Genomic DNA, 26305 nt, shown 5'->3' on the forward strand with positions numbered 1-26305 from the left:
GTGGGCCCGGAGTGCCGCGTGTGAGCTACGCGGCGCCCCGGGCATGCACCATGTCGTCGGCGAGCAGTGCGATGCGAGCCCGCAGAATGCCCTCCGCGGTCGTCAGGTCCAGGTCGGTCAGGCCGCCCACCCGTCGCAGGCGGTAGTCGATGGTGTTGGGGTGCACATGAAGTCGCCGCCCGGTGGCTTTGCGATTGAGACCGGTCGCCATGTAGGTCCGCAGCGTTTCCAGGAGCTCCGGATGGGTGGCGAGCGGGGCGATGACATCGGCCAGATGCTCACGCGCCGGTCCGGGCCGGGTGAGCTGATACTCGATCGCCACATCCGAGAGCTCGTACAGGCCGGCGGGTTTGGCGATGCCGCGCACCAGATCGAGCAGCTCGTGTGCTTCCTCGGTGGCCTTGGGGATCTGGTCGGTCGGGGCGGGCACCAGGGTCGCGGTGAGCTCGACCCCCGAGGTCGCGCTGATCGTGGCGAGGATGTCGCCGGTCATCCGCGCCGTGTCGGGCTCGTCGCTCGGGATCAGCAGGGTTCCGCCGGTGGTGCTCAGTAGTGCGAGCGACCGGGAGGCGAAGGCATCGGCCAGCGCCGCCTGCACGCGTCGAAGTTTGCGCCGCGCGACCACCTGGGCGTCCACGCGTGGGTCGTGCTCCTCGGGCAGCTCCGGAATCATCAGTGCCACCACCTGATACGAGTCGGCCACTCTGATGCCGGTCTGCCGGGTGAGGGCACCGATGCCGTGGCCGCTCAGTAGTGCCGACATCATCGTCTGCGCACCGGTCTGGTGTTCCTTGGCGACCTGGCGCTGCTCTTCGAGATAGGCACTCGTCACCGTCGCGTTGATGACCTCGAGCGTGCGCAGCAGCAGGCGAGTACCCGCGACGACTTCGGCGAGATCGGCCGCTGTCACCTGCCCGATCACGAGTTCGAAGCCGATCCGGAACCCCTCGGCATACGCGCGCAGCAGCGTCCCGACGGGTACACCCTCCCGTGCGTGCTGGGCGGATGCCGCGCGCAGCGCAACGAGTTGCGGCTCGGACGGGGTCGTCCGCCTGTCCAGCATTTCCATCGCCAGCATCAGACAGCGGCGGGTGAACTCGGTGACGTCACCGCGCATCGCCTCGCTCGGCAGTGCCTGGCACGGCATGACATTCTCGGCGAAATAGGAGACGAGCTGTGACACCAACTCGTCGGCGTTTCCCAGGAAACTCGATGCGGTTCGACCGTCCGCGATGATGAGCGGATCGTAGATCCGATCCATGGCTGAAGAATTCATCGAAGGCACTCCGTCGGGGCAGACAGCGAATGGGGCTGGTCGTAGGTCTGTGTGAATCGCAACATAGCCACATCGGAGGTCGTAGTCGTCGGTCCCATCGAATGGGCTGGTGGGATCACGATCCGCTGACATCCGGGTTTGTGCGGGCTCACAGGCGGGCGGTGCCGTCGGTCGCCGATCGGTGGCGAGGCAATCCGACGCGGTCATAGACCGACGTGCTCACCGCACCGAGGACGAGCCCGACCGTCAGGCCGAGCAGGGTCATCCAGAACCCCCTCGCGAGCCCGGATCCGAGGTCGCCGTCGAAGTACAGGATCGCGCGGACCGCCGTGTAGACCTGATGCAGCGGTTCGAACGAGGCCAGCACACCGAAGTAGCGAGGCGTGGCCTCGATCGGCACCGACCCGGCCGAGGACGGCAGTCCGAGAATGACGAAGACGATGAGGTTCACCAGCAGCCCCGCGGAGCCGAACGCGGCCAGCACCGACAGGCCGGTGACGCCGACGGCGATCACGGCGAAGGTGCTGTAGAGGAAGAGCGGAAGCGGTTGTGCGACAGGCATTCCCACCATCGACGCGACGACCGGCAGTACCGCCGTGACCAGATGCGCGGCGACGACGAGTACGCCCCATTTGAGCAGCAGGGTGCGCAGTCGGGAGATCCGCGCGGGTGGCACGTGCGGCGACCACGGCCCGTACTCGGTCGGCACGAACCCGAGCGCGCCGTCGACCATCGTGTGCACGATCATCGCGCCGAGCGTGCCCGCGAGCAGGAGCACGAGTGCGTAGAAGAACGCGCTGAGCCCGGCGCCGCTGCCGTCGGGCAGCGGATGGAACTCGGTGTGGATCACCTCGACGGGGCTGCGCAATGCCACAGCGGTTGTCCCAGGCAGTGCGTAGTCCGGGCCGAGTGTGCTGGTCACGGTCGCGAGCAGTTGTTCGCCGATCCGCGCGTTCACCTCGGTCAATGCTCGATCGCTGACCCGCCCCACGATCGCGGAGGCGAACGCCCCGGTGCGCGGATTGGTTCGCACGGTGATCGTGGGGCGTTCGATCTCGCCGGGAATCACGCTCCCCATGCCGAGATTGCCGAGACGTTTGGTGAAGTCGCCCGCGATGATGATCGCGCCGTAGAGGTCGCCGCTGCGTAGCTGTCGCTCGGCCTGGGCTATTCCGAGCACGCGCAGGTCGATCTTGTCCGCGGGCACACCGTCGCGCAATGCCTCGGTGATCTCGTTGCCGACATCGCGCCACTGCGGCGGCGAGCCGAGCGTATCGCCCACATCCAGGTCTACCAGCGCGATCGGGAAGTCGTGCAGATTCTTCTCCGGGTCGACGACGTAGCCGAGATACATCGTGGCCATCAGCGCACTGAGCAGGGTCAACACGATCGTCGGGAACAGCCAGATACGCACCGCCGCACGCTAACAGCGGCGAAGGCCCGGCGGCGGTGCGTTGGAATCTGTCCAATGCCGGTGATCGAGGACTGGCATCGGTCCGAAACAACTCAGATGTCGGGGAGCAGTCTCGCGTCCGACGGTACGTTCATGAAGGCCGAGATCACGTGATCACTGAGGTAGAGCCTGAATTCCGTGCGGTACTCGGCGGGGATATCCGCCGGGACCATGTCGAGAGCGTCCTCGACCTCCTCCCAGATTCGAGGAAAGGGAATTCCGTTCCGGGAACAGGATTCGACGGCGACCATCAGCTGATGTGTCAGGCTATCCATCTGTACAGTCGATGTCACACTGAATTCCGTGTCGAGTAGCAGCTCGAGATCGTCCATTGTTTTCCCCTTACCAGTTTCGCACCCCTGCAGTGCGCTCAAGGTAGGTGACCGATTCGCGGTGGGGGAAATCGTGCGGGGGTTACTGGGCGTTCGGATATTTTTCGGCCCTCGACTTGTGATCCGCACCGACTGACCGGTGTAGGTTCGACCGATGATCTCCACGGCCCTGTACTGCGGCACTCGCTGGGACGAGCAGGGGCGATGGTTCTACGAGCTGCTCGGCGACGACGGGACCACCGAGCTGATGCCCGGTGTCGGCACGCGGCTGGCCTTCCGGATTACCGATTCCGGCCGATTCTGTCTCGGCTACCACGGGTTCGGCGGTGGGCGCCGGGGGCGGCTGGCCTGTCCTCGCCGCGCACGGCTCGACGCGGGGCGCCAGTGCGAGCAGTGCCGGATCAACGAGGGGTGGTCGGTGGTGCACAGCCATCGCGGTCCGCTCACGGCGTTGCCCGAACAGGTTCGCGACTATATGTCGCAGCCGCACCATCTCTACATCGCGTATTTCGGTGACGGGATGACCAAGGTCGGCACGGCCTCGGCGTCGCGGCGTAATCGCCGTCTGTTCGAACAGGGTGCGCTGGTCGCTCGATTCATCACCGATTCTCCCGACGGACTCCATGTTCGAGACCTCGAACGGACGGTGACCGAGCGAGCCGGCATCGGTCAGGCGGTCGCCGGTGTCACCAAGACCCGCATTCTGACGAAACCGCTGCGTCCGTGGGCGGCCCTGGAATCAGCTGTCGCCGACGCGGCCGAGCATGCCGCGAGCGCACTGCCCGCCGACATCGCGCGCACCGACATCGCCTGGTCGGGCGGGCGTGACTTCTACGCCACGATCCTCGCGCACGGCCGCTTCCCGGTCGCCACCGAAATCGCCGGGGAACCGGGTGAATACGTCATCGACGCGGTTACCGCGCACGGTCACACCATCGCGTGCCGGGACCCCGCGGGCGCGAGCGAACTCGTCCTGGTCAACGACACCCGGCTCGTCGGTCGCCGCATCGAACTCGACCCCACGATCACGGCGACTCCGGAACCCGCGCAGACCAGCCTGTTCTGACGAGTCCTCATTCCATGGCGGCGAGTTGCGCCCGCATGGTATCCAGACCCATGCCGCCCAATCGCAAAGCACGGGTGTGGAATTGCTTCGCATCGAACGACGCGCCCGCACGTTCGCGCGCCTCGTCGCGGGCCGCGAGCCACAGCCGTTCACCGAGCTTGTACGCGGGCGCCTGTCCCGGCCACCCCAGGTAGCGGTCGATCTCGTCGCGGGCCGTGGCCGAATCGGTGACCGTTCGGGTCAGCAGGAACTCCAGGCCGAGGTCGGGAGTCCAACGTTCGCCCTCGTGGAAGTCGGTGCCCGCGGGGATCTCCCATTCGAGGTGCATTCCGATATCCACGATCACCCGCGCGGCGCGAAACAGCTGCTGCGACAGCATGCCGAACAGATCGCCGTCGTCGCTGAGATAACCGAGCTCCTGCATCAGGCGTTCGGCGTAGAGCGCCCAGCCCTCGCCGTGGCCGGAGACGAACGACATCATCCGCTGGTACTGATTGAGCGAATCCGCCTCGCGCACAGCGGTCGCGATCTGTAGATGATGGCCCGGCACGCCCTCGTGGTAGACGGTGCTGACCTCACGCCAGGTCGCGAAGTCCTCTTTCCCCGGCTCCACCGACCAACACATGCGCGCGGGCCGGCTGAAATCTGCACTGGGCCCGACGTAATACGCCCCGACCACCCCGCCGGGCGGTGCGATCGTGGCTTCCAGCCGCATGAGCTCATCGGGAATATCGAAGTGCTCGTCGCGCAGCGACTCCAGCGCCTCGTCGGACATCTTCTGCAGCCACGCCCGAAGCTCTGACTGCCCGCTCACCCGGTACTTCGGGTCGGCATCGAGCACGGTCGCCGTCTCGGTGAGCGAGGCCCCCGGCGCGATCCGGGCAGCGACGGTCGACATCTCGGCCTCGAGCCGCGCGAACTCCGCCCAGCCCCAGGCATAGGCCTCCCGGAGGTCGAGGTCGGCGCCGGTGAAATAGCGCGACCAGAGCCGGTAGGTGTGTTCGCCGACGGCATCGTTGGCGGGAGCCAGAGGTACGAGCTCGGCGCGCAGGAACTCGGCGAACTCGGCGTAGGCCCGCTGGGCGGCGTGCGCGCCCTTGTGCAGTCGCGCCAGCGGCGCACCGTCGATCTCCGCGGCGGCGGCGACGAAGGCGGTGAAGAATCCGTCCCTCCCACCGGATCCGGCCCAGGTGTCGGCCTGCTCGGCGACTTTGACGACCTGTCGCAGCCCACTGATCTGTCCGCGTTCCGCCGCGACCAGCAGCGACGAGCGCACACCGGCGAGCGCGGCGGGCACCCCCGCGAGACGCTGCGCGATCACCGTCCAGTCCGCGGCGGTCTCGGCGGCCATCACGTCGAACACCATCCGAATGTTCTGGACCGGACTCTCGATCACGTTGAGCGAGGCGAGCGGGAGCCCGGCGTCATGGATCTCCACGTCGAGCCCTATCCGTTCGGCGAAGACGGCTTTCGCCACCCGTTCACCGTCATCGGCGGGTTGCGCGGAGAGTATGGCGCGCACTGCGTTTCGAGCGATGTCCGCCCGAAGTTCGTGTCCGGCAGGCGAATAGTCGGTCAGGCGATCGTCGTGCCCCGCGATACCGAACATGGTCGCCGTGACCGGGTCGGCGGCCGCGTAGTCCTCGACGAACCGATCACAGATCTCATCCACACCCATGCCGACACGCTAACGGCGATCGGGCCACGGTGGGTGACCTACTTCCGGGAGTACGGCGGGTCGACGGCTCGTCGGTGACCGGGGCTGCGATGTTCCCGGCGGCGTCAGCCGTTCTGCCGACCTACCATCTCGGTGATCCAGGCGGGTGCGAACGGGGAGGTGCAGCCAGAGGGCGTCGGGTAGTCCTTCAGGACCTGGAGACGCTCGCCGATGTCGAGCGCGCGGGCGCGGTGGTCGGGATGGTCGATGCCGATCTGAGCGAGGCAGTGGTTCATCGCCCATTGCAGGCGATCGGGCGCGGTCTTCATCTGTGCCTCGATGAGGTCGAGCAGACCGGTGAGGTCGAGGCCATCGGGCCTCTTCGCGACTCGTTCGGTGGTCAGCGCCCAGCCCGCGCTCGCGACCACCGGATCCGGGTCGGCGAACCACGACGTGCGCAGCTCCTCGGCGTGCGGGTTCTTCTTCACGACATAGTTGACGAGCCAGTCGTGGACCTTGGGGGTGCGCGCCTGGCGGATCATGGCGTCGAGCTCGTCCCGCTCGAAGAGCTTCGGGCGACAGATCAGCAGCGCGAGCAGTTTCGCCGCGGTGTCGTCGGTGTCCCAGAGCCGGCGGGCCAGTACAGGTTGGGTCTTCAAGCGTGTGGCCAGTGCGCGCAGCTTGGTGAGGTTGACGCCGTGATCGTCGCCGTGCTTCTCGTTCACCGCACGAATCCTGGGATCGTCGAGGGCGGCCAGTTCGGCCATCACCTCGTCCACCGTCGTCTCCGACACCTGTGCCTCCCGGTCTATCGCTCGTCGCTGCCCATCATGCGTCGCGCGGGGTGCGTGCGTTCGAGTCGGGTGCGTGCGAGAACACCGCGACCAGGAAGTCGGAGTCGTCGGTGAAGGGCCGTAGATCCCAGGTCGACAGCAGTACATCGGCGGTGAGACCGACAGATTCGGCATCGGTCAGGAACTCGGCGAACTCATAGCCGCGGTCCGCGCCGAAGCCGACGACGACCCGGCCGCCCGGCGCGAGATGCCCGGCGAATCCCGCCAACACCGCCGACCGGGTGGACGGAGCAAGAAAGGTCATCACATTGCCCGCGCACACGATGGCATCGAAGTCGGCGCCAGGCACATCCAGTTCGGCCAGGTCGCCGACCAGCCACGTCGGACCGGGATGATCCGCGCGCGCCGCGTCGATGAGCACCGGATCGACATCGACCCCCACCACCGTGTGCCCGACGTCGTGCAGGTATCCGCCCGTGCGCCCCGGCCCACATCCCGCGTCGAGCACGCGACTGCCACGCCCGAGCATCGCGTCGATCAACCGAGCCTCGCCCACGATGTCGGTCCCCTGCGCGGCGAGGTCCCGAAACCGCGCCACATACCGACTCGAATGCCCTGGATCCGCGGCGATGATCTCTTCCCACCCGCTGGGTGTGCGCTCGTTCGACGCGTTCATGATCGCTGCCTCCTGGGCTCGGTCCACCGAATCACCCTGCTGACCTTAGTCGCGCAGGTGAGAAGGCCGAGTCACCAGATAGCGGCGTGAATGGTGGCCGTCCGATGGCCGACCACCACTCAGGACCCGCTACGGCGTCGAGTAGCCGATGAGGGCGCCGATACCCGCACCGATCGGGATGGTGACCAGCGCGCCGACTCCGCCGAGGAAGAAGCCGAGCACTGCGCCGATGCCCGCGCCGATGAGCGCGCCGATGCCCGCGTTGTGCTGCTTGCGTGCCTCGACGTCACCGGCCGCGTCGATGAACTCCGCCATGTTGGCGGTGACGACGGCCGGTGCGGCGGTGGGAGTCAGCGTTGCGGATCGGCCGTCGGCGGAAATGCCCGCCACCAGGTCGAAATCGCCTGCGCCGGTAATGATGCGGGTCGGCACCGCGGCGACCACCCGCCCCTCCCTGTTCGTGAGCGTGACCGCGCCACCGGCGACACTGAAGGTGCCGTCCGGGGCGGACACTGTGAGCCCGGAGCCATCGGCCCGCGGACTCGCGGTGAACGCCACGCCGCCGTCGACGCCCTGCACGATGGGAACCGCTGGTGATGGTGCGGCCTGCGCGGTGGTGGTGGCCGCGAGGCCGACAGCTCCTGCCGCGAGAACGGCGATCGAGCTGAATCGCGAGAAGTGCATCCTGCCCCTCCAGTCTGCCCGCCGAATCCGGCGGAACATCCTCTGCCGGACCGGATCTCGGTCCGAGGACATTTTCGCATCGTCGTCGATTCCGTGGAACCCACCAGGAGTGATACCGGAAAAACATCATCACTTCGACACATAAAGCGAATTACATTGCCATACCGTAGATATCGATACGGTTACCGGAAATCTTCCTCTGCCCAGCGGTCCGGAACTTGTTCATCCGCGTGTGCGCGACGAGCTCCCGGCGCGGATCGCCATGTGCGCCGGTCGGATTTCGTAGGCAGGATCGAAGGGTTCGACGAGCCGAGGCGGAGGGAAAACCGATGACAATCCTGGTTACCGGGGCGACGGCCAATATCGGGCGGCTGGTCGTGGACCAGCTGATCGCGCGCGGCGCCACCACCGACATTCGCGCGCTGACCATCGACCCGGGTATAGCCGCACTGCCCGAGGGGGTTCAGGTGGTCCGAGGCCATCTGGGGCGACCGGGTAGCTTGTCCGCGGCGTTCGAGGGCGTCGACCGGATGTATCTGGCACCCTCGCCGGGCACTGTCGCCGAGGTGCTCGAGCTGGCGCGGGCCGCCGGTGTGCGGCACGTCGTCGATCTGTCCGGCGAGCCCGAAAGCTGGTGGGGCAGTGTGTGCAACGCCGTGGAAGGCAGCGGCTTGGCCTGGACCCATCTGTGGCCCGCCGACTTCATGGAGAACACCATGACGTGGTCCCAGCAGATCCGCGACAACGGTGCGGTCCGGGAGCCACACCCCGACACCGCGAGCGCGCCCATCGCCATGAACGACATCGCCGCGGTCGCCGCGACCGCGCTACTGACCGATGGTCACCTCGGCCGCGCACACGCCCTCGCGGGTCCGGAGATCCTCAGTCGCACCGACCTGCTCGCCCATCTCGCCGACGCGCTCGATCGCGAGATCACCTTCCGCACCTCCACTCGGGAGGAAACCATCACCGCCCTGCGGCCCACCATGGGCGACAACGCCACCTGGTACGTCGACAATGTCCTGATCGACTTCGCCCCGACCCCGGAATCCCTGCCTATCACCAGCGTCGAGGACATCACCGGCAAGCCCGCCACCACCTTCAGTCAGTGGGCACACGCGAACGCCGCCCGTTTTCTCGCCGATTGACATGCCCGGCTGAGAATTTCATTGCCCGCGATAGAAGTGTTGTAAGAAACAAGGAATCGGGGGGTGCGGAGGGAGTTCGACCAAACCTTGTGTAGTTGGTTCCTGGTGGGCGGGCGAAATGCCACTATGTGGGCATTTCGGGTGGCTTCCAGGGGTTCGGCGGTACAGCAGTGGGAAAGATATTGGCGCCAATAGGTCGTCTGTTCGCGGCGGTCGTGTTGATTGTCGCAGCGATTATCGCGCTGCACGGGCGTTTACCTGGGACCGATGTTCCCATTGAAACCGGCGGTGCTTCGCCGGTGGCAGTCGCATTGATGCCGGTATTGCTGCTGGTCTCGGTGGTGATCTTGCTCGCCGGAGTCATTGTCAGTCAGCATCGGTTGCCCTTGGCGATGCCCGCGCTCGAGGGTGATCTCGGGGTCCGCCTGTCGTTCAAGCGATTCGCGGTGTTGGCTCCCGTCGCGCTCAGCGCTGTCGCGCTGACGTTCGCTGTCGGAATCACCATGCTGTTCGTCTTGCCCGGTGCCAGGCGGCAACCGACTTCACCGGCTGCGGCGGAAGGGACGCCGCCGGTGTCGGGTGCCGTCGAGGTACAGGTGGTCGACTCGGCGGTCGACTCGTCGCGTCTGAGCGGGACGGCGTTGCTGGGGGCGGTGGGGCTGGCGGTCGTGCTGATCGCCATCGCGCTGGTCGGTCTCGTCGGCGTCACCGTCTCCGGGCGGCGGACGCCCTTGGTCGAAGGGGTGAAGCTGACCGAGGAACAAGTGGCGAACACGGTCGACTCGCTGACCAGGGCAGCGGAGATGGGCCTGGCCGCGATGAACGCGCCGGGGCAGGATGCGCGGACCGCCGTGATCGCCTGCTATGTGGCGATGGAGGCGGGGCTAGCGGCGGATCGTGCTGCGGCACCGCTGGTTTCGGATACGCCGAGGGAAGTGCTGGAGCGGGCTTTCGACAGTGGCGTGCTGCACGACGACGGCGCGCACGAACTGGTCGCGCTGTTCGAGGAGGCCAGGTTCAGTCCGCACGCGATGCTGGGTTGGCAGCGCATCCGTGCCGAACAACTACTGCGCCTGGTACTCGCCGATCTCCAAGCCCGCGACGAGGTTTCGGTGTAACTGCCTGCGCGAGAAGTCTATTCGTGGCGGCGCAGCTCGGCATACAGCCACGTGCCGATCATCCGTGCAGTCATGGCGATGGCAGCGGCGCGATCGCTGTCGGCCACGTCGTCGGCCGAGGCGCGCAACACCGCGGCGAAACCGGTGTTGACCAGAACCCACGACATCATGTCGTGGTCATGGTCGTGTCCGGGCCCGACGAACTGGATCACGATGAGCTTGAGCAGCATTCGCAGTCGCGGTTCGAATTCGGGCAACCCGCTGCTGTAGAACTGCACGCTGCGCACGAGCGCGCGAACCAGATCCGACTTGGCGGCCAGCGCATCGGCGAAGACGTCGAGAATCTCCGACGCGATCGCGATGTAGTCGTCACTGCTGGTCGGCGAGGTCTCTACGGTCAAGCTGAATACGCGCTGGGTGAAATCCTGCTCGACGTCGGTGATCAGGCGATCGAGGAGTTCGTCGACGAGGAAGGACCGCTCCGGAAAGTACCGGTACAGCGTTCCGATGCTGATCCGCGCGTGCGCCGCGATGACATTGGTGGAGGTGTTGTCGATTCCTCGCTGGCCGAACAATTCCGCGGCGGTATCGAGAATGTGTTCCCTGGTCGCCTTCGCCCGCTCTTGCTTCGGGCGGATTCGCCGGTCGACGGGTTTCGGTGGCATCGGAGTTCCTTTTCGGCGAAGTCGGTCCCACCGCTGACATCGGTCGGGCGATCGAGGCGGCGGCATGGTGCGCGTACTGCAGGGGAACTGCCGGGCGGGGAACGTCGAGTTGTCATGGGCGAAGAGTAGATTTCGCGAGCGGGTTTTCGGTGCTCGGTGGACCGGTATTGAGTCGGCTCATCAGGTTCGTGCCAGAACGTGCGTTTGCCGCACAAAGGCACTCGGGGGTGAGCCGAACCGGAAACTACGGGACGACCAGCGCGGCGGCGCGTTCCCAGTAGGTGTGCATGTCCTGCTCCCAGTAACCCCAGGAATGGGTGCCTGCCGGGCGGAAATCGAACGTCGCCGGGATATCGAGTGCGGCCAGTCGGTCGCGCAACAACGCGGTGCACACCACGGTGATCCCGTCGAGCACACCGCCGATGATCAGCTGGTCGAGCAGCTTCATCGGACTGTTCTTGACGCCGGGGCCGTTGAGGGTATCCAGCGGGCCGGGCAGGCCGTTGCCGGTAGTGACATACACCTGCACCCCGCGCAGCTTCTCGGCATTGAGGGCCGCGTCGTTGGTCGTCCAGGCCGGATCGGTGGGCGGCCCCCACATATTCAGCGGGTTGCCGCGCCGCGCGGTGACGATCGAGGCCACCATCGCCTGTCCGGCCGGGTTGCTGGTCTGGATGCAGCCGCTGAAGGAGCCGACCATCCGGAATCGTCGCGGCGCTTCCTGTGCCATCCGGAACACCGCCGCGCTGGCCATCGACAAACCGGCGACCGCGTCGCGGCCGGTGCCGTGGAAGGCCGAGTCGATGATCGGAGGCAGTTCGGTGGTGAGGAACGTCAGCCAGCGATTGCGTCCGGTGCCGGGATCATCGGCCTGCCAGTCGGTGTAGAAGGTGCCCGCGCCGCCGATCGGCATCACCACGTTCGCCTGTGCGGCGCCGAAGAACTCGACGGCATCGGTCTTGGTGAACCAGTTGCTGCCGTCGCGCCAATCGGGGGTGTCGGTGCCGCCGTCCACCCCGTTGATCAGATACAGCGAGCCCGCGGGCGCCGCGGGATCGGCGGCGGGAATGACCGCGACGGTGACCGGGCGGTTCATCGCCGCCGAGTGCACGGTCAGGTCGATCACCTTGCCGGGGCCGTTGGCGGCCGCCGAGACGGCGAACGAGCCGTTCGGCGCCGGTAGTGCCGCCGCCATGGCGTGGGCCGCGACCAGGTCAGGGGCCGCCTGCGCTGTCGCGACGACGGGCAGGCCGGTGGCGGCGAGCGCCACCGCGAGTGTCAGCCGCCGCCTCATCGAATGCGCCACTGTCTTGTCTCCGTTCGCTCCGGTGTCGTCGCTATCGCCCATGGCGGCTCGTCCCATCGACGAACCGCAGCTGCCTGGCATCGGGCCACAGGACCGACCACGGTTGGCTCGGCCCGTCGCACAGCCACACCGCGACGCCGCGGTTCACCCCGGGAAAGCCGAGCGTTTCGTCGATGTGGGTCAGCAGGGTGGTCCGGGTGAAGCGGGTGCGCAGCGCGGTGCCCGGATCGTCGACCCCGACGTAGAGCACGCTGGTCGCGCTGTCGGGTGGTGTGCCGAAGTAGCCGTAGCCGCGGTTCGGGCTGAACACCGGGGGCAGGCCGGCCGCGGGCCCGAGGTCGTCGAGTGCGGCTGCCTGCCAATAGTTCTGGGTCACGATCACCAGAGCTTCGCGCTGCCGCGGCGGTACCCGGTCGTAGCTCTCGGCCACTGCGGTGACCAGATCGTCCCAACCGTCCAGCCCGAAAAGCAGACTGCGCGAGTGGATGTGTGAATAGTCGTCGGTGGACTGTCGCAGTGCCGAGTCCGGTAGGGGCAGCACGACCACGAGCGCGACACAGATCGTGGTCGCGAGTGCGCCGATGCCACCGCTGAAGATCGCCCCGAGCCGGGAGAAGCCGCGGTCTGCCAGATACACCGCGCCCGCCGCGAACAGACCGGGAAACGCCCCGGCGACGAAGTAGGGGCGCAGACCCGCGAGCACCACCGCGCCGAGACCGAGCGCGATCATCGGGATCAGGAAGTAGTACGGCCGGAATCGCTCGGCGCGCAGGCCCGCCCACATGCCGGCGATCAACAGCAGCCCGCCCGCGCCGGTGACCTGGATCATCGTCCACGGCACCGCCGTCAACCCGGCGGTGGCGAGTTGTTCGTCGCGCACGACCGCGCCCATCGCCAACTGCGGCCAGCCGTTGCTGTGCTGCCACCACAGAATCGGGACAGCCGACCCGGCGAGCAGGCCCGAGCCCAGCCACCACGCGGGCCGGCGCAGCATCTCCCTCGGCCCGAACACGGCCACACCGAGGGCGAGCACCGCCCAGATGATCGGAATCAGCCACTTGACCTGAAAGTCGACCGCGGCGACGAACCCCGCCGCGACCAGTAGGTAGTCCTCGCGGGTCCGCACCCAGCGGATCAGCAGCCACGCCAGCATCGCCGTCAAGGTGATGTCGAGGGCGAAGGTGCTCAGCATCGCCGACTGCATCACCGCCATCGGGGTGGTCGCGTAGGCGAGCGCGGCGACGGTCTGGGGGAGTCTTCCACCGCCGAACTCCCTGGCCATCACCGCGCTGAGCACGATGGCCAGCACCGTGAACAGCAGCGCGGGCAGCCGAAGGACGGCGGTGGATCCCGGCGCGAGGTAGTCCGACAGTGCCGCCAGCAGCGGAACCAACGGACCCTGATCGGCATAGCTCACCGACGGGTGCCGTCCGGCCGCGAGGAAATACAGTTCGTCGCCGCCGATGCGGTAGCGGTCGATCCTGGCGAGGAACAGGGTCGCGGCCACGGTCGCGACGATCGACACCTCGCGCCACGCGAAGGCGGGTAGCGCGCTGGTGGGTGCGGCGGGCACGTCGACGGTGCCGCTCCGGACTTTCATGGTGGTACTCCGGGGGTCAGTCCCGGTCGCCGCGGACTGGCGTCGGAGCAGCTCCGGAAGGTGTCGAGTGGGCGAGAGATTCGTGTTCGTGAGTGGGCTGCAGGCGTGTGAGCCACGCCGGCGCCCACCAGCAGGCGTCCCCGAGCAGGCGCATGGACGCGGGCACCAGCAGCATCCGCAGGATGGTGGCGTCGATGAACAGCGCGGTGACCATGCCGAGGGCGATGTACTGCATCATCAGCAGATCCGACAACGCGAACGCGCCGGTGACCACCAGCAGGATCAGCGCGGCAGCGGTGATGATGCGGCCCGTACGGGCGATACCCGCCTGCACCGCTTCGGTCGTGGATGCTCCCGCTGCCCTGGCTTCGACGATGCGAGACAGCAGGAATACCTCGTAATCGGTCGACAGCCCGTAGACCACCGACACGATGACGACCAGGACCAGCGACATGATGGGTTGCGGGGTGAAGCCGAGCAACCCCGCGCCGTGCCCATCGATGAAGACCCACGTCAGCACGCCGAGGGTGGCGCCGAGCCCGAGCAGGTTCAAGGCGGCGGCTTTGAGCGGCAGTATCAGCGAACCGAATGTCAGCGCCATCAGGAGCGTGCAGGCCAGGAAGACGAACGCGATCATCAGCGGCATCCGCTCGACGAGCGCGTCGATACTGTCCTTCTCCACGGCGGGATTGCCCCCGACCATCAGTGTCGTGCCGGGCGGCAGCGGCATCGAACGCAGATAGTCGACGGTCGCCTCGGCGTTGTCGGAACCGGCGAGCACGGTGTGGGTGGTGAGAACCTGGGGCTGGAACGGCGACTGCATCGGCTCGGCGAACGGCGCGCCGATGCCGGGGGCGTGGTTGGCGTCGGCGCGGACGGTCTCGGCGGTATCGGGGTCGAAAGTAATGATGACCAGGTCGATCGGGTCGATCTGGCGCAGCGGGAACAGTTCGTCGAAGTGCTGCTGGGCCATGCGCGTCGGATGGGTCGGCGGGAGAAAACGCTCGTTGATGGAGCCGAAGGCCAGATTCTGGATCGGGACGATGAGCAGCAGCAGTCCGAGGCAGATCGGAATCGCCACCACCAGTGGACGTTTCATGACGCCCGCGGCGAATCGGCCCCACCTGTTGTCGGGGACACGGTCGCCGGCGACCGGTTTGCGGAACCAGTCGACGCCGAGCCAGTCGACTCGCCTGCCCAGCACGGCCAGCATCGCGGGTAGCAGGGTGATCGAGGTCAGCGCCGCCAGCGAGATGGTGATGATGGCGCCGTAGGCGAACGATCGCAGAAAGCCCTGCGGGAACACCAGAATGCCCGCCGCCGCGACCACCACGATCAAGGCCGAGAACAACACCGTGCGCCCCGCCGTGGTCACCGAACGCCGGACCGCGTCGTCGACCGTTCGGCCGTCGGCGAGTTCCTCGCGGAAACGACTGAGCACGAACAGCCCGTAGTCGATCGCCAGGCCGAGGCCGATCATCGAGACAACCGGGGAGACAAAGGAGTTCACCTCGGTGACCGCGGTGAGGCAGCGCAGCAGCCCCCATGCGCCGAGCATGGTGAGTCCGCCGATGATCAGCGGCAGCGCCGCCGCGACGACGCCGCCGAACAGGAAGAACAGCAGGATCGCGACCGCGGGGATGGCGAACAACTCCACGCGTCGCTGATCCTGAACCATGGTGTCGTTCAACGCGAGAGCGACCGGTTGCCCGCCGGCGAGTTCGACCTCGACCCCGGGGATCACGAACTCCTCGGCGATCTTGCGGTAGTTGCGGCCCTGTTCGGTGGGATCGAGGCCGCTGACCGCGACCGAGGCGAACGCGTAGTCACGTTCGGGCGAGCCGAAGACGTCGGGAAGCGCCACGCCGGTATCGGTCGGCCAATACGCGCCGTTGATCCGGTCGATTTCGTTCGGGAAACGCTGCGGCAGACTGTTCAGTCCTGCCACGACTGTTTCGGTAAATGCTGGATCGTCGATTGTGGCGCCTTCGGGCGCTCGAACCAACAAGATCACATCGCTGCTGTGATCACGACCGAATGCGTTGTCGCGCACGTGCGCCGCACGAACCGATTCCGAGGACGGATCGTCGAATCCTTTCGAACTCAGATCCGCGCCCAGCCCGAGCCCGTAAGTTCCCAGTGCCAGCAATCCGGTCACCATAATCAAGATCACCAAATATCGCCGACGCACGACGGTGTCTGCCCACTGTGTCAACTCGGCGAACACATTCGCCTCCCAACTGCTCGCGATGTGTCGAACTTGTCACTGTCAGTAGCCTTTTCGGTCGCTACCGCGCAATGTTGCGGCCGGTCACAACGACTCTCCGAGTCGTGTTGTGAGGCATGACTCGGCTATATGGGCCCGATCACAGAGGGGCGCGCTATTACCCGTCCGAAATTCCAGAGGTCGGTAATCGGACGATCGCCACGGTGGTGGGCTTCTACGTTGACACCAACGGTCATTGCCACAGGCCGGTCGAACCGGAGGAAATCACGTGTCGGATATTGCCATTGTCGGAATCGGATGTCGGTTCGCGGGCGGGATCGACTCCCCGGAATCGTTCTGGGACTTTATCGTCGACAAGCGCGACGGCGTGGTGGAGATGCCCGCCGATCGCTGGGACTGGCGCCGCTACTACGACCCCGAGCCACGGACGCCGGGGCGCAGCTATACCAAGCACGGCGCCTTCATGACCAATGATCCGTGGGAGTTCGATCCCGACTTCTTCGGGATCTCGCCGCGCGAGGCCACGGTGCTCGACCCGCAGCAGCGGCTGATGCTCGAGGTGACCTGGGAGGCCCTCGACGACGCCGGGATCGCGGGGCGCTCGGCCGGCGAACGGGTCGGGGTCTATGTGGGCGGCTTCGTCGTCGACCAGTCGGTGATCGGCGTGGTCGGCCCCGCGCTGTTCCACACCGACATGCACACCCCGGCCAGTGCCTCCTACACGATGCTGTCCAATCGGATCGCCTACGCGCTGAACCTGGTCGGGCCGGCGATCACCGTCGACACCGCGTGTTCCTCGTCGCTGGTCGCGCTGCACCTGGCCTGCCAGGCGCTGGAGAACGACGACTGCAAGGTCGCGCTGGCGGGCGGGGTCAATGTGATGCTGCAGCCGGAAACCTTCGTGCTCATGTGCAAAGGCGGCTTCCTGGCGACCGACGGCCGCTGCAAGTCCTTCGACGCCTCTGCCGACGGCTACGGTCGTGGTGAAGGCGCGGGCATGGTGGCGCTGAAGAAGCTCGAAGACGCTGTCCGCGACGGTGATCGCGTCTATGCCGTGATCAAGGCCACCGGGTCCAATCAGGACGGGCGAACAACCGCGATCACCGTGCCGAACGCCGACTCGCAGGAGGCGCTGGCCCGCACCGTCTGCGAACGCTCGGGCCTGGCACCGGACGAGATCACCTACCTGGAGGCGCACGGCACCGGAACGCTGGTCGGCGATCCGGTCGAATTGCGCGCTCTCGGTGCGGTTTTCGGCGCACCGTCCGGGCGCACCGGCACCATCGGCGTCGGCTCGGTGAAGGCGACGATCGGGCACACCGAGGCCGCCGCAGGCGTGGCCAGCGTGATCAAAGCCGCACTGGCGCTGCAACATCGCACGCTGCCGCCACAGGGCTGGTTGAACAATCCGAACCCCGACATCCCCTTCGACGAGCTGGGCCTGCACGTGCAGACCGAGGCGCAACCGCTGCCCGCCGACGCCGCGCCGATGTCGGTGGCGGTCAACGGTTTCGGTTATGGCGGTACCAACGCCCACGCGATCCTGCAGGAGTTCCGCGCCTCCGCATCGCCGACCGAACCGGCCCGCCACCTCGGCATCCTGCCCATCTCGGCCCGCAGTACCGGCGCCGCGCGCGCGTTGGCGGGCCGGTTCGCCGACCTGATCACCACGGGGGCCGACCCGGATCAACTGGCCGAAGCGGCGTGGACCCGAATGTCGCACCACCCGTTCCGCACCGGCGTCCTCCTCGACGGCTCCACCGACGAACTGGTCCATGAACTGCGCGAGTACGCGTCGGGTACCGGCCGCGACGCCAGCCGCACAGTCTCCTCCAGCGCCGCCGAGCCGGTGTTCGTGTTCTCGGGGATGGGTCCCCAGCACTGGAAGATGGCCCGTGGTCTGCTCGCGGCCGGCGGGGTGTTCGCCGAGACCGCCGCGGAGATCGACGCGGAATTCCGCGCGATCGCGGGCTGGTCGATCATCGAAGAACTGAGCAAGCCGGAGCACGAGTCCCGGGTCACCAGCACCGAGGTCGCCCAGCCCGCGAACTTCCTCGTCCAAGTGGGTCTGGTGCGCGAGCTGGCCGAATACGGCATCGTCCCCGCGGCCATCGTCGGACACAGCGTGGGTGAGGTGTCGGCGGCGTATGTGAGCGGCATGCTGTCACTGCGCGAGGCGGTGCGCGTGGCCTATCACCGGGCGCGATTGCAGGCCACGACCGCGGGAAGTGGCGGGATGCTCGCCGTCGGCATGACCGAGGAGCAGGCCGACGCGCTCATCGTCGGCGATCCGCGCGTCGACATCGCGGCGATCAACAGCCCCACGTCGCTGACCCTGTCCGGCGACGTCGACCGGCTCGACGAGATCGCCGAAAAGCTCACGGAGGACGGCATATTCGCCCGTCGGCTGCGGGTCGAGGTGCCTTATCACAGCCGACTGATGGATCCGATCCACGACGAACTGCGCACGGCGCTGGCCGATCTGGCGCCGCAGGCGCCGTCGGTGCCGCTGTACTCCTCGGTGACCGGCGAGTTGGTCACCGAGGGTGACTGGAACGCCGAGTACTGGTGGTCGAATGTCCGTCAGCCGGTGCGGTTCTTCGCCGCGATCGGGAGTCTGATCGCCGCGGGCAATCGGATCTTCCTCGAGGTCGGTCCACATCCGGTGCTGTCGGGCAACATCCGCGAAGCGCTGGTCGACGCGGACGTGAACGGCACCACGGTGCCCACCCTCGACCGCGAGCAGTCCGATTCGCACAGCTTCCGGCGCACGCTCATCGGCCTGCATGCCGCCGGTGTGCTCGATCGTGGGCTGCTGTTCCCGGCGGAGCGGGGCGCCACCGCGCACGTGCCGCTGCCTCGGTATCCCTGGCAGCGCACCCGTCTGCACTCGGCGCTGCCACTGTTCGAGCAGGCCCGCCTCGGCACGCCCGGCGGCCACGCCATGCTCGGCGACCCCGATGTGGAGGGTCGTCCCGAGTGGTTGCTGCAGGTGGGCACCGAACTGTTGCCGTGGCTGGTCGACCATGTCGTCAACGGCGTCAAGATCATGCCGGGTGCGGCGTACCTGGACGCGGCGCTGAGCGCCACCGCCGCCCGGATCGGCAGCAAACAGGTCGCGCTGGAAGGGGTTCGGTTCGTCGCACCGCTGATCATGGGCGCCCCCGATGTTCCGCTGGTCGCGATGAGCGTGGAGGAGGCCAGCGGCCGCTTCCTGATCAGATCGCGCAGCGCCACCGGTACGGCGTGGACGGTGCACTCGACGGGGCGCTCGTTGACCGGCAGTCACGAACAGACCGACGTCGAGCTGCCCACCATCGAGATCGGTGTCGATGTCGACCCGGCGATGTTCTACGCGGGCCTTGCCTCGGCCGGCCTGCAGTACGGTCCGACGTTCCAGCGGGTGACCTCGGTGCGGGTCGGGCGCGACGTCGTGCTGGCCACCGTCGACGGCAGTATCGCCCGAGGGTCGGGGCATCTGGCGCATCCGGCTGTGGTCGACGCCGCGATGCAGTGCGCGGCGATGCTTTTCGCCGACGAGCGGATCAACGAGGGCGTCATGGTGCCCGTGGGAGTGAACGCGGTGCGGCTGCTCGCCGAACTGCCCGCGGAGATCACCGTCGTCGCCCGCCGCGACCCCGGCGCCCGCCTGCGCGCCGATGTCGACCTGCTCGACCGGGACCGAAAGCTGGTCGCGCGATTGACGGGCCTACAGATCGGCGCGCTCAAGCCCGGTGACAGCCCACTGCACCGGATGGCGGACTTCTACTACACCGAGGTGCTCGAAGAGCGCGACCCGATCGACCCCGCGGCACTGGCCGAAGCCGGGTCGGTGTCCACCCTGATCGTCGCGCTCGGCGACAGCCCACGCACCGCCGAACTCGCCGCCGCGATTCCCGGGTCGCGAGTGTTGCTCGTCGACCCGAACAGCGACGAACTGGAGTCCGATCTCGTCGCGAATCTGGCGGCGGCGAAAGCCGACGACACGCAGCGCACACACGTCTGCGTCGTGGTCGGTGCGGGTACCGATGACGTCGCCGACCTGTGGACGCTCAAGCGCGTCGCGGTCGCGGTGTCGGAGTACGTCACCCCGACCGTGGAAGGCGCCCCGCCGCAGATCAGCTTCGGCGACGGCAACGTGCACGCCACGCTGGTGACCGAATCCGCCTTCATGGCTCCCGTTAGCGAGGTCGAACCGGACCCGCGCCAGGCCGCGCTCGCCGGCGGCCGCCGGGTGCTGCTCAATGAGCAGACCCCACTGCGCTGGCGGTTGATCGACACCGAGCCCGCCACCACGATCGGCGAACTCGTCACCGAACTCGGTGTGCCCGGTGCCTTCACCCTCGACAACAGCGACGAGGTGCTGTTGCGCGCGGGCAAGCGCTTGGCGCCGATGGTGACCAAGCCGCTGCCCGAGCGCATCGAAGAGCTGGAGACGTCGCATCCGCTGGCCGATCCGGAGGTGAACTTCGAGCTGGACATGCCACGCACGCGCATGCTCTCGCAGGTGGCGTGGCGTGAGTGCCCGCGTCCGGAACCCGCGCCGGGCCAGATCGAGGTCGCGATGGCGGTGATCGGATTGAACTACAAGGATCCGCTCAAGGTCATCGGACTGCTCGGCGAACGCGAACTCGCACCCACGTATTTCGGCACCGTGCCCGGCATGGAGGGCATCGGCACCGTGGTGCGGGTCGGCGCCGAGGTCACCGATGTCGCGGTCGGTGACAAGGTCGCGGTGGCGTCCAAGGGCATGATGCGCAGATTCGCCGTCGTCGATCGGGCGCTGGCCGTGATCGTGCCCGCCGACACCGATCCCGGCTACTGCACCAGCACCATCGCCTTCGGCACGGCCGAATACGCTCTGCACGACCTGGCGCGCCTCGAAGCGGGCGAGACCGTGCTGATCCACGGCGCGGCAGGCGGTGTCGGTACCGCGGCCATCCAGGTGGCCAAGTCGATCGGCGCCCGTATCATCGGCACGGCGAGCTCACCCGAGCGGCGCGAACACGTACTGGCCATGGGCGCGGACTTCGCGGTGAACTCGCGCTCGCTCAACTTCGTCGACGACGTCCTCGCGCTGACCGGCGGTGCAGGCGCCGACGTGATCGTCAGCAGCGCGCCCGGTGAGATCCTGCGCCAGAACTTCAACGCCGCAGCCGAATTCGGGCGGATCGTCGAGGTCGGCAAGGCCGACATCTACACCGGCGGTCTGCTGGAACTGGCCAACTTCGACAAGAATCTCGCCTACTACTCGATGGATCTGGACCGCCTGGTCGCGGTGCGCCCGCAACGACTGTCACGACTGCTGCAGCGGGTGTTCGCGAAGGTCACCGAGGGCGTCTACACCCCGTTGCCGTACCAGATGTTCCAGACGCACGAGGTGAGCCAGGCGTTCGAGGAGACCCTGCGGTCCTCGCGCGTCGGCCGGGTCGCGCTGCGGATGGACGACCCGCAACCGCCCGTGCGGCCCTACCTGCCGCCACTCGACATCGACGGCGCCGGAAGCTATCTCATCACCGGCGGGTTCGGTGGATTCGGCATGGCGATCGGTCGCTGGCTGGCGATGCGCGGTGCGCGCAGGCTGGTGCTGGTCGGGCGCAGCGGCGCCGCCACCGAGACGGCGCAGCGCCAGCTCGAGGCGTGGCGCGCGGTGGGTATCGAGGTGATCGAGGAACACGCCGACGTGACCGATGCCGACGCCGTCGCCGCGATCATCGATCGCGCGCACAGCGCACACCATCGGTTGCGCGCGGTGTTCCACGCCGCGGGCGCGGTGGCCGACAACCGACTGGCCAGCATGGCGATCGACGAGCTCGACCGGGTCTATCGTCCCAAAGTCCATGGCGCGCAGGTGATCCACCAGGCGGTAGCCGATGCGGGCATCACCCTGGACATGTTCGTCCTGTGCTCCTCGGGTGGCTCGATGTACGGGATCTACGGTCAGTACAACTACTGCGCCGCCAACGTCGCCGTCGAGACATTGGCACGGCGCTGGGCCGCCGCCGGTGAGCGCGCACTGTGCATCGGCTGGGGCCACCTGTCGGGCGCCTCGGGCGGCATGGCCTCGGACGAAACCGCCGAAAAGTATCTGGACCTGGTGGGGTTCGGCCCGATCGACATGGCCGACGCCACCGCCTACCTGGAACAGGCCCTGCGCCTCGGCGTGACGAACGCGGCGATCATCCCCACCGACTGGGCGAAACTGACCGGAACCTTCCCGCAGCTGGTGCGCACCGGCCGCACCGCCGCCCTGGCTCAATCCTCGGCCAAGGACACCTCCGAATTGGCCAGGCTCCGTGCCGAACTCGCCGCGATGGAGGAGGCCAAGCGCGGACCCGCCATCGCCCGCAAGATGGCCGACGAACTCGCCGTTGTCATGGGGGTTCCGGTCGAGTCGATCGACATGACGGTGCCGGTGCCCGAGCTGGGGCTCGACTCGTTGATGGCGGTCGAACTGGGTGCGCGGGTCACCAAGACGCTCGGCATCGACCTGATGTCGATGCAGATGGGTCGTTCGTTCAGCCTGGAACAGGCAGGCCCGAAGGTCGCGGAGCTGATTCTCGCCTCCGAACCCACTGTGACACCGCCGCTTCCGGAGGTGGCGTCCGTGCCCGGTGAATCCGCCCCGCCAAGTGTCGAAGTGCCCGACCGGTGGACCGTCGACCGATCGGCGGAGGTCTCGATGGCGGGATCGCACTGATGGTCGACTTCGGTTTGATCGACGAATGGCGCCCGTCTCCCGGTCGGCTCGTGACCTGGTTCGCCTCGGCGGACTCGGTCGCGCGCGCGGCCGGGGCGCCGGCCCATCCGGCGCCGCCCTCGCTGCAGCAGGAGCAGTATCTGCGTCTGGCCGACCGGCACGGCGGCGCGGATTTCCGGTTCTCCGGCCTGTGCCTGGTGACCGCCGAGATCCCCACCGGTGACCTCGACCGCGACGCCATCACCCGGGCGATCCACGCATTCCTGATGCGCCACGACACCTTTCGCACGTGGTTCGCCGTCGAACCGGATGGCACGGTCCGGCGCCATCTGGTGCCGGAGGCCGATGTGGAGTTCGTCCCGGTCGACTACGGCCATGTCGACGACCCCGAGTCGATCTGCCGACACGTGGAGAAGACGACACCCGGCCCGTTCCAATGGGATTGCTTCACCTTCGGCACCATCGAGCACGGCGATTCCACCACCGTGTATCTGGCCGTCGACCATCTGCACACCGACGGTCTCGGGCAGTACCTGTCCGCGGCCGACTTCGCCCAGCTCTACGCCGCGCAGCTGTGGGACGAGGCCGAACCGCTCGCTCCCGCGGCGAGCTATCTCGACTATTGCCGCAACGAACGACTCTTCAGTGAGCAGCAGAGCCTGTCCTCTGCTGGGGTGAAGAAGTGGCTGGCGCTGTTGCGTGGCAACGACAATCGGCTGCCGGTGTTCCCGCTCGATCTGGGCGAGAAGACCGACGGCTACCATCGCAGCGCCCACCTCAGTGTCGTGCTGTTCGACGACGAACAGGCCGATCGATTCGACGAGGTCTGCCGGGCCAACGGCGCCGAATTCGTCGGCGGCGTGTTCGCCGCGGCCGCACTGGCCGAACGCGAGCTGGTCGGTTCGGACTACTACTTCGGCATGACCCCGGTCAGTACCAGGACCACCGCAGCCGAGAACAATTCGGTGGGCTGGTACGTGACGCTCGTTCCGGTCGCGTTCCCGCTCAGCGAACGCACCACGTTCGCCCGCGCGCTCATGATCGCGCAACGGGCCTACGACAGTGGACTGCTGTTGGCGCCCACCTCTTTTCACCGTGTTCTCGACCTGCTGCCCGCTGATTCCGAGATCAAGGCCGAGCCGGGGTGGGTCACCCCGATGATCTCGTTCATCGACGCGAGGGAATTTCTGGGCAACGAGCTGTTCGACGGCATGAAAGCCGGGGTCTTCGCCAACCGCGCCGCCTCGGAGGAAGCCCTCATCTGGATCAACCGGCTACCGGGGCAAACGACGCTGAGCGTCATCTTCCCCGACACCGCGGTCGCGCAGGAGTCGGTGCGGCGCTACCTGGCCGCCATGAAGTCCGTATTCGGAGCCATTATCGACAGCGCCACGGAGCACCCATGATCCGAGAAGAGTTCGAACCGACCATCTTTCGTGATCCCGGTATTCCCGATGGCGAGAAGTCGAGATACCGCGTCGGCATCTCCGGCGAGCCCGGCGGCTTCGAGATATCCCACGTCGTCGTGCACGACCGGGGCGGCTACCACACGACGATCGAGGCGAGTCCGGAAGACAAGAGTGGGCGCGACCGTGCACTGGTCATGACGGTCGAACAGCGAATCGGGCGCATCGACGGGCGACTGCACGCGGAAAGCTATCGCGCGCAGACACGGTCGGGAGCGACGGTGGTTTCTCGAGAAGAGGTGAATTTCGTCGACACCGTGCATCTGCAGTTCGGCGGCCTGCCCGGCCCGTTCCCCCCGAATGTGATGCCGATAGCCGCCGGGCTGACCATGTTGCGCGGACTGGACTTCGCCGACGGGCTGATCGAAACGGTCGACGTGTGGCTCGCGTCCTCCGTGCACTGGCCACTGCTGGTCCGGGTGGAGAAACAAGTCGTCTTCGCGGGGACGGCCGGGGTGTTCCCGTGTTGGCAGGTGCGGTTGCGGCCCGGCTTCGAGCAGGTGAACGGGATGCTGGACAAGATGGTCGGCTCGGTGGTGCCGCCGTTCATCGCGCTGTTCGAGGTGGCGGCGCCGCATCGGATGGTGCAGCTGAGTTTCCCGACCCAGATGTCGATGTCGGCCCCGCGCGCCACGATGGAACTGGTGTCATGAGCGAAACCACCGGGGTCGCGAAGGCGCCGATACCCGAGCTCGGTGCGTGGCTGGCGTTCGGCGCCTGTCTGATCGCGGTGTTCATGCAGATGATCGACGTGACCATCGTGAACACCGCGCTGCCGAGCCTGACCGCGGACCTCGGTGCGTCGAGATCGGCGCAGCTGCTGGTGATCTCCGGCTATGCGCTGGCGTTCGCCTGTACCCTGCTCACCGCCGCGCGGATCGGTGCGATGGTCGGTCGACGCACGATGTTCCTGGTGTCGGTGGTCGCCTTCACCGCCGCCTCCGTGTGGTGCGGATTAGTCAGTGGCCCAACTGAACTCGTCATCGCGCGCGTGGTCCAAGGCGCGGCGGGTGCGGGCATGGCGGCCCAGACGATCGCTCTTCTCACCGCCGGCTTTCCGCGCGAACGCCATCCCTTGGTCTTCGCGCTCTATGGGGGAGTGGCCGGATTCGCCGGAATGCTCGGGCCCATCGTCGGCGGCGTGCTGCTCGCCATCGACATCGGGGGGTGGGGGTGGCGGTCGGTCTTCCTGATCAATCTTCCGATCGGGCTGTTCGCGTTCGGGTTGGCATGGAAATTCCTGGACCGGAACAGCCCGGTCGGTCGTGACCGACTCGATCTGGTCGGCGCCGCGCTGTCCGGGCTCGGGTTGTTCGCTCTGATCGCGGGCATGGCGCAGATCCAGGAGCACGGGTGGCGGCTCGACCTCGTCGCCGTGACCGGTGCCGGGCTCGTCCTGACGGCGGTGTTCCTCGCTCAGCAGCGCGCCCGCACCGCACGCGGCGCCGACCCGCTCGTGCGCCTCGACCTGTTCGGCAACCGCGGTTTCCGGATCGGCTCGGTGCTGGTCGGCACCTTCTTCGGACTGTTCACCGCGTTCGTGTTCGCCGCCTCGATCACCATGCAGGATGTGCTCGGCTACTCGCCGCTGCTCACCGGCATGGTGATGACCCTGTTCGCCCTCGGTGCGGGCGCCGGTGCCCTCGGCTCGCTGATTCTGGTTCCCCGCTGGGATATCTGGGCGCTGGCCGCCGGGATCGCGCTGTTCGGCGGGTGCATCGCCGCGGGCGGGGTGTACCTGTACCTGGTCGACGGTGTGGCGAACGCGCTGCTCTGTGCCGGTCCGGTGTTCGCGGCCGGATTCGGTGTCGGCCTGTTCGGCGTGCAACTGCAACCGATGATGCTGTCCGGGTTGGACGCGAATCGGATGGCCGAGTCCTCCGGTGTGCTGCCGACCATCGAACAGATCGGCAATGCTGTCGGCCTCGCGGTGTTGACCACGGTGTTCTTCAGCTCGCACAGCCTGGGCGGCAGCATCATGATGATGGGCGCTATCGCCGTCGTCGCGATGGTGCTCGCGGTGCTGACCTTGGCGATGCCGTCGCGTGCGCGTCGAGAACAGGCCGCGGTCAGCGTTTCCTGAGGTGTCGGCGCTGGTCGTCGGCGTGCGGTTGCCGCTGATTGTCGTACCCCGGTG

18 protein-coding genes are annotated in these 26305 nt (G+C 67.3%); 7 read left to right on the plus strand and 11 right to left on the minus strand.

The features are described 5' to 3' along the window. Window positions 1-25: 25 nt before the first annotated feature. The 3 genes from OHS03_RS06085 to OHS03_RS06095 all read right to left on the minus strand — a co-directional run bounded on the left by OHS03_RS06085 (window position 26) and on the right by OHS03_RS06095 (window position 3061). Window positions 26-1276, minus strand: coding sequence for a PucR family transcriptional regulator (locus OHS03_RS06085; RefSeq protein WP_328661436.1), 1251 nt, complete (start codon window positions 1274-1276; stop codon window positions 26-28). Between the two features lie 148 nt (window positions 1277-1424). After that, complete coding sequence (locus tag OHS03_RS06090; protein WP_328661438.1) at window positions 1425-2690, minus strand: YhgE/Pip domain-containing protein; 1266 nt, start codon at window positions 2688-2690, stop codon at window positions 1425-1427. A 92-nt stretch (window positions 2691-2782) separates the two neighbouring features. Continuing rightward, window positions 2783-3061, minus strand: coding sequence for a hypothetical protein (locus OHS03_RS06095; RefSeq protein WP_056823080.1), 279 nt, complete (start codon window positions 3059-3061; stop codon window positions 2783-2785). A 154-nt stretch (window positions 3062-3215) separates the two neighbouring features. Between OHS03_RS06095 and OHS03_RS06100 the strand changes: the two genes are divergently transcribed. Then, window positions 3216-4127: a hypothetical protein gene (locus OHS03_RS06100; protein WP_328661440.1), complete on the plus strand. Its 912-nt coding sequence runs from the start codon at window positions 3216-3218 to the stop codon at window positions 4125-4127. Window positions 4128-4134: 7 nt separating this feature from the next. Here the strand turns inward: OHS03_RS06100 and OHS03_RS06105 are convergent, their stop codons facing one another. The 4 genes from OHS03_RS06105 to OHS03_RS06120 all read right to left on the minus strand — a co-directional run bounded on the left by OHS03_RS06105 (window position 4135) and on the right by OHS03_RS06120 (window position 7938). After that, the gene (locus OHS03_RS06105; RefSeq protein ID WP_328661442.1) at window positions 4135-5805 is read right to left on the minus strand and encodes a DUF885 domain-containing protein; all 1671 of its coding nucleotides are present in this window, start codon (window positions 5803-5805) and stop codon (window positions 4135-4137) included. Between the two features lie 104 nt (window positions 5806-5909). Further along, on the minus strand, window positions 5910-6551 hold the full coding sequence (locus OHS03_RS06110; RefSeq protein ID WP_407942503.1) for a DNA alkylation repair protein: 642 nt from the start codon (window positions 6549-6551) through the stop codon (window positions 5910-5912). Between the two features lie 61 nt (window positions 6552-6612). Beyond that, window positions 6613-7254: a class I SAM-dependent methyltransferase gene (locus OHS03_RS06115; protein ID WP_328661446.1), complete on the minus strand. Its 642-nt coding sequence runs from the start codon at window positions 7252-7254 to the stop codon at window positions 6613-6615. 129 nt (window positions 7255-7383) lie between these two features. After that, complete coding sequence (locus tag OHS03_RS06120; RefSeq protein ID WP_301906199.1) at window positions 7384-7938, minus strand: DUF8020 domain-containing protein; 555 nt, start codon at window positions 7936-7938, stop codon at window positions 7384-7386. 329 nt (window positions 7939-8267) lie between these two features. On the opposite strand from OHS03_RS06120, the gene OHS03_RS06125 reads away from it, so the two are divergent. Together OHS03_RS06125 and OHS03_RS06130 are read left to right on the plus strand one after the other, a co-directional pair. Further along, entirely contained in the window at window positions 8268-9086 is an 819-nt protein-coding gene (locus OHS03_RS06125) for an NAD(P)H-binding protein (RefSeq protein WP_328661448.1), read from the plus strand. A gap of 299 nt (window positions 9087-9385) precedes the next feature. Next, window positions 9386-10204 (plus strand): DUF4129 domain-containing protein, encoded by an 819-nt coding sequence (locus OHS03_RS06130; protein ID WP_328661450.1) that lies wholly within the window; start codon window positions 9386-9388, stop codon window positions 10202-10204. A 17-nt stretch (window positions 10205-10221) separates the two neighbouring features. On the opposite strand, the gene OHS03_RS06135 is transcribed toward OHS03_RS06130, so the two are convergent. From OHS03_RS06135 to OHS03_RS06150, 4 genes are all read right to left on the minus strand, one after another. Then, window positions 10222-10869 carry a TetR/AcrR family transcriptional regulator gene (locus tag OHS03_RS06135; protein ID WP_328661452.1) on the minus strand — a complete coding sequence of 216 codons (648 nt, stop codon included), beginning with the start codon at window positions 10867-10869 and terminating at the stop codon, window positions 10222-10224. A 244-nt stretch (window positions 10870-11113) separates the two neighbouring features. Then, window positions 11114-12163, minus strand: coding sequence for an alpha/beta hydrolase (locus tag OHS03_RS06140; protein WP_328661454.1), 1050 nt, complete (start codon window positions 12161-12163; stop codon window positions 11114-11116). A 43-nt stretch (window positions 12164-12206) separates the two neighbouring features. Further along, window positions 12207-13775: a glycosyltransferase family 39 protein gene (locus tag OHS03_RS06145; RefSeq protein ID WP_328661456.1), complete on the minus strand. Its 1569-nt coding sequence runs from the start codon at window positions 13773-13775 to the stop codon at window positions 12207-12209. Between the two features lie 16 nt (window positions 13776-13791). Then, window positions 13792-16002 carry an MMPL family transporter gene (locus tag OHS03_RS06150; protein WP_328661458.1) on the minus strand — a complete coding sequence of 737 codons (2211 nt, stop codon included), beginning with the start codon at window positions 16000-16002 and terminating at the stop codon, window positions 13792-13794. Window positions 16003-16270: 268 nt separating this feature from the next. Between OHS03_RS06150 and OHS03_RS06155 the strand changes: the two genes are divergently transcribed. The 4 genes from OHS03_RS06155 to OHS03_RS06170 are packed head-to-tail and all read left to right on the plus strand — an operon-like array spanning window position 16271 to window position 26251. Beyond that, the gene (locus tag OHS03_RS06155; RefSeq protein WP_328661460.1) at window positions 16271-22702 is read left to right on the plus strand and encodes a type I polyketide synthase; all 6432 of its coding nucleotides are present in this window, start codon (window positions 16271-16273) and stop codon (window positions 22700-22702) included. Continuing rightward, on the plus strand, window positions 22702-24108 hold the full coding sequence (locus OHS03_RS06160; protein WP_062988561.1) for a condensation domain-containing protein: 1407 nt from the start codon (window positions 22702-22704) through the stop codon (window positions 24106-24108). Before OHS03_RS06155 ends, OHS03_RS06160 begins: the two co-directional genes overlap by 1 nt. Then, window positions 24105-24821, plus strand: a complete 717-nt coding sequence (locus OHS03_RS06165) for a hypothetical protein (protein WP_328661462.1) — start codon at window positions 24105-24107, stop codon at window positions 24819-24821. The genes OHS03_RS06160 and OHS03_RS06165 overlap by 4 nt, the downstream gene beginning before the upstream one ends. Continuing rightward, the gene (locus OHS03_RS06170) at window positions 24818-26251 is read left to right on the plus strand and encodes an MFS transporter (RefSeq protein ID WP_328661464.1); all 1434 of its coding nucleotides are present in this window, start codon (window positions 24818-24820) and stop codon (window positions 26249-26251) included. The genes OHS03_RS06165 and OHS03_RS06170 overlap by 4 nt, the downstream gene beginning before the upstream one ends. Window positions 26252-26305 lie beyond the last annotated feature (54 nt).

The organism is Nocardia salmonicida (assembly GCF_036142455.1).
In the GTDB taxonomy this organism is placed as follows: Bacteria; Actinomycetota; Actinomycetes; order Mycobacteriales; family Mycobacteriaceae; genus Nocardia; species Nocardia salmonicida.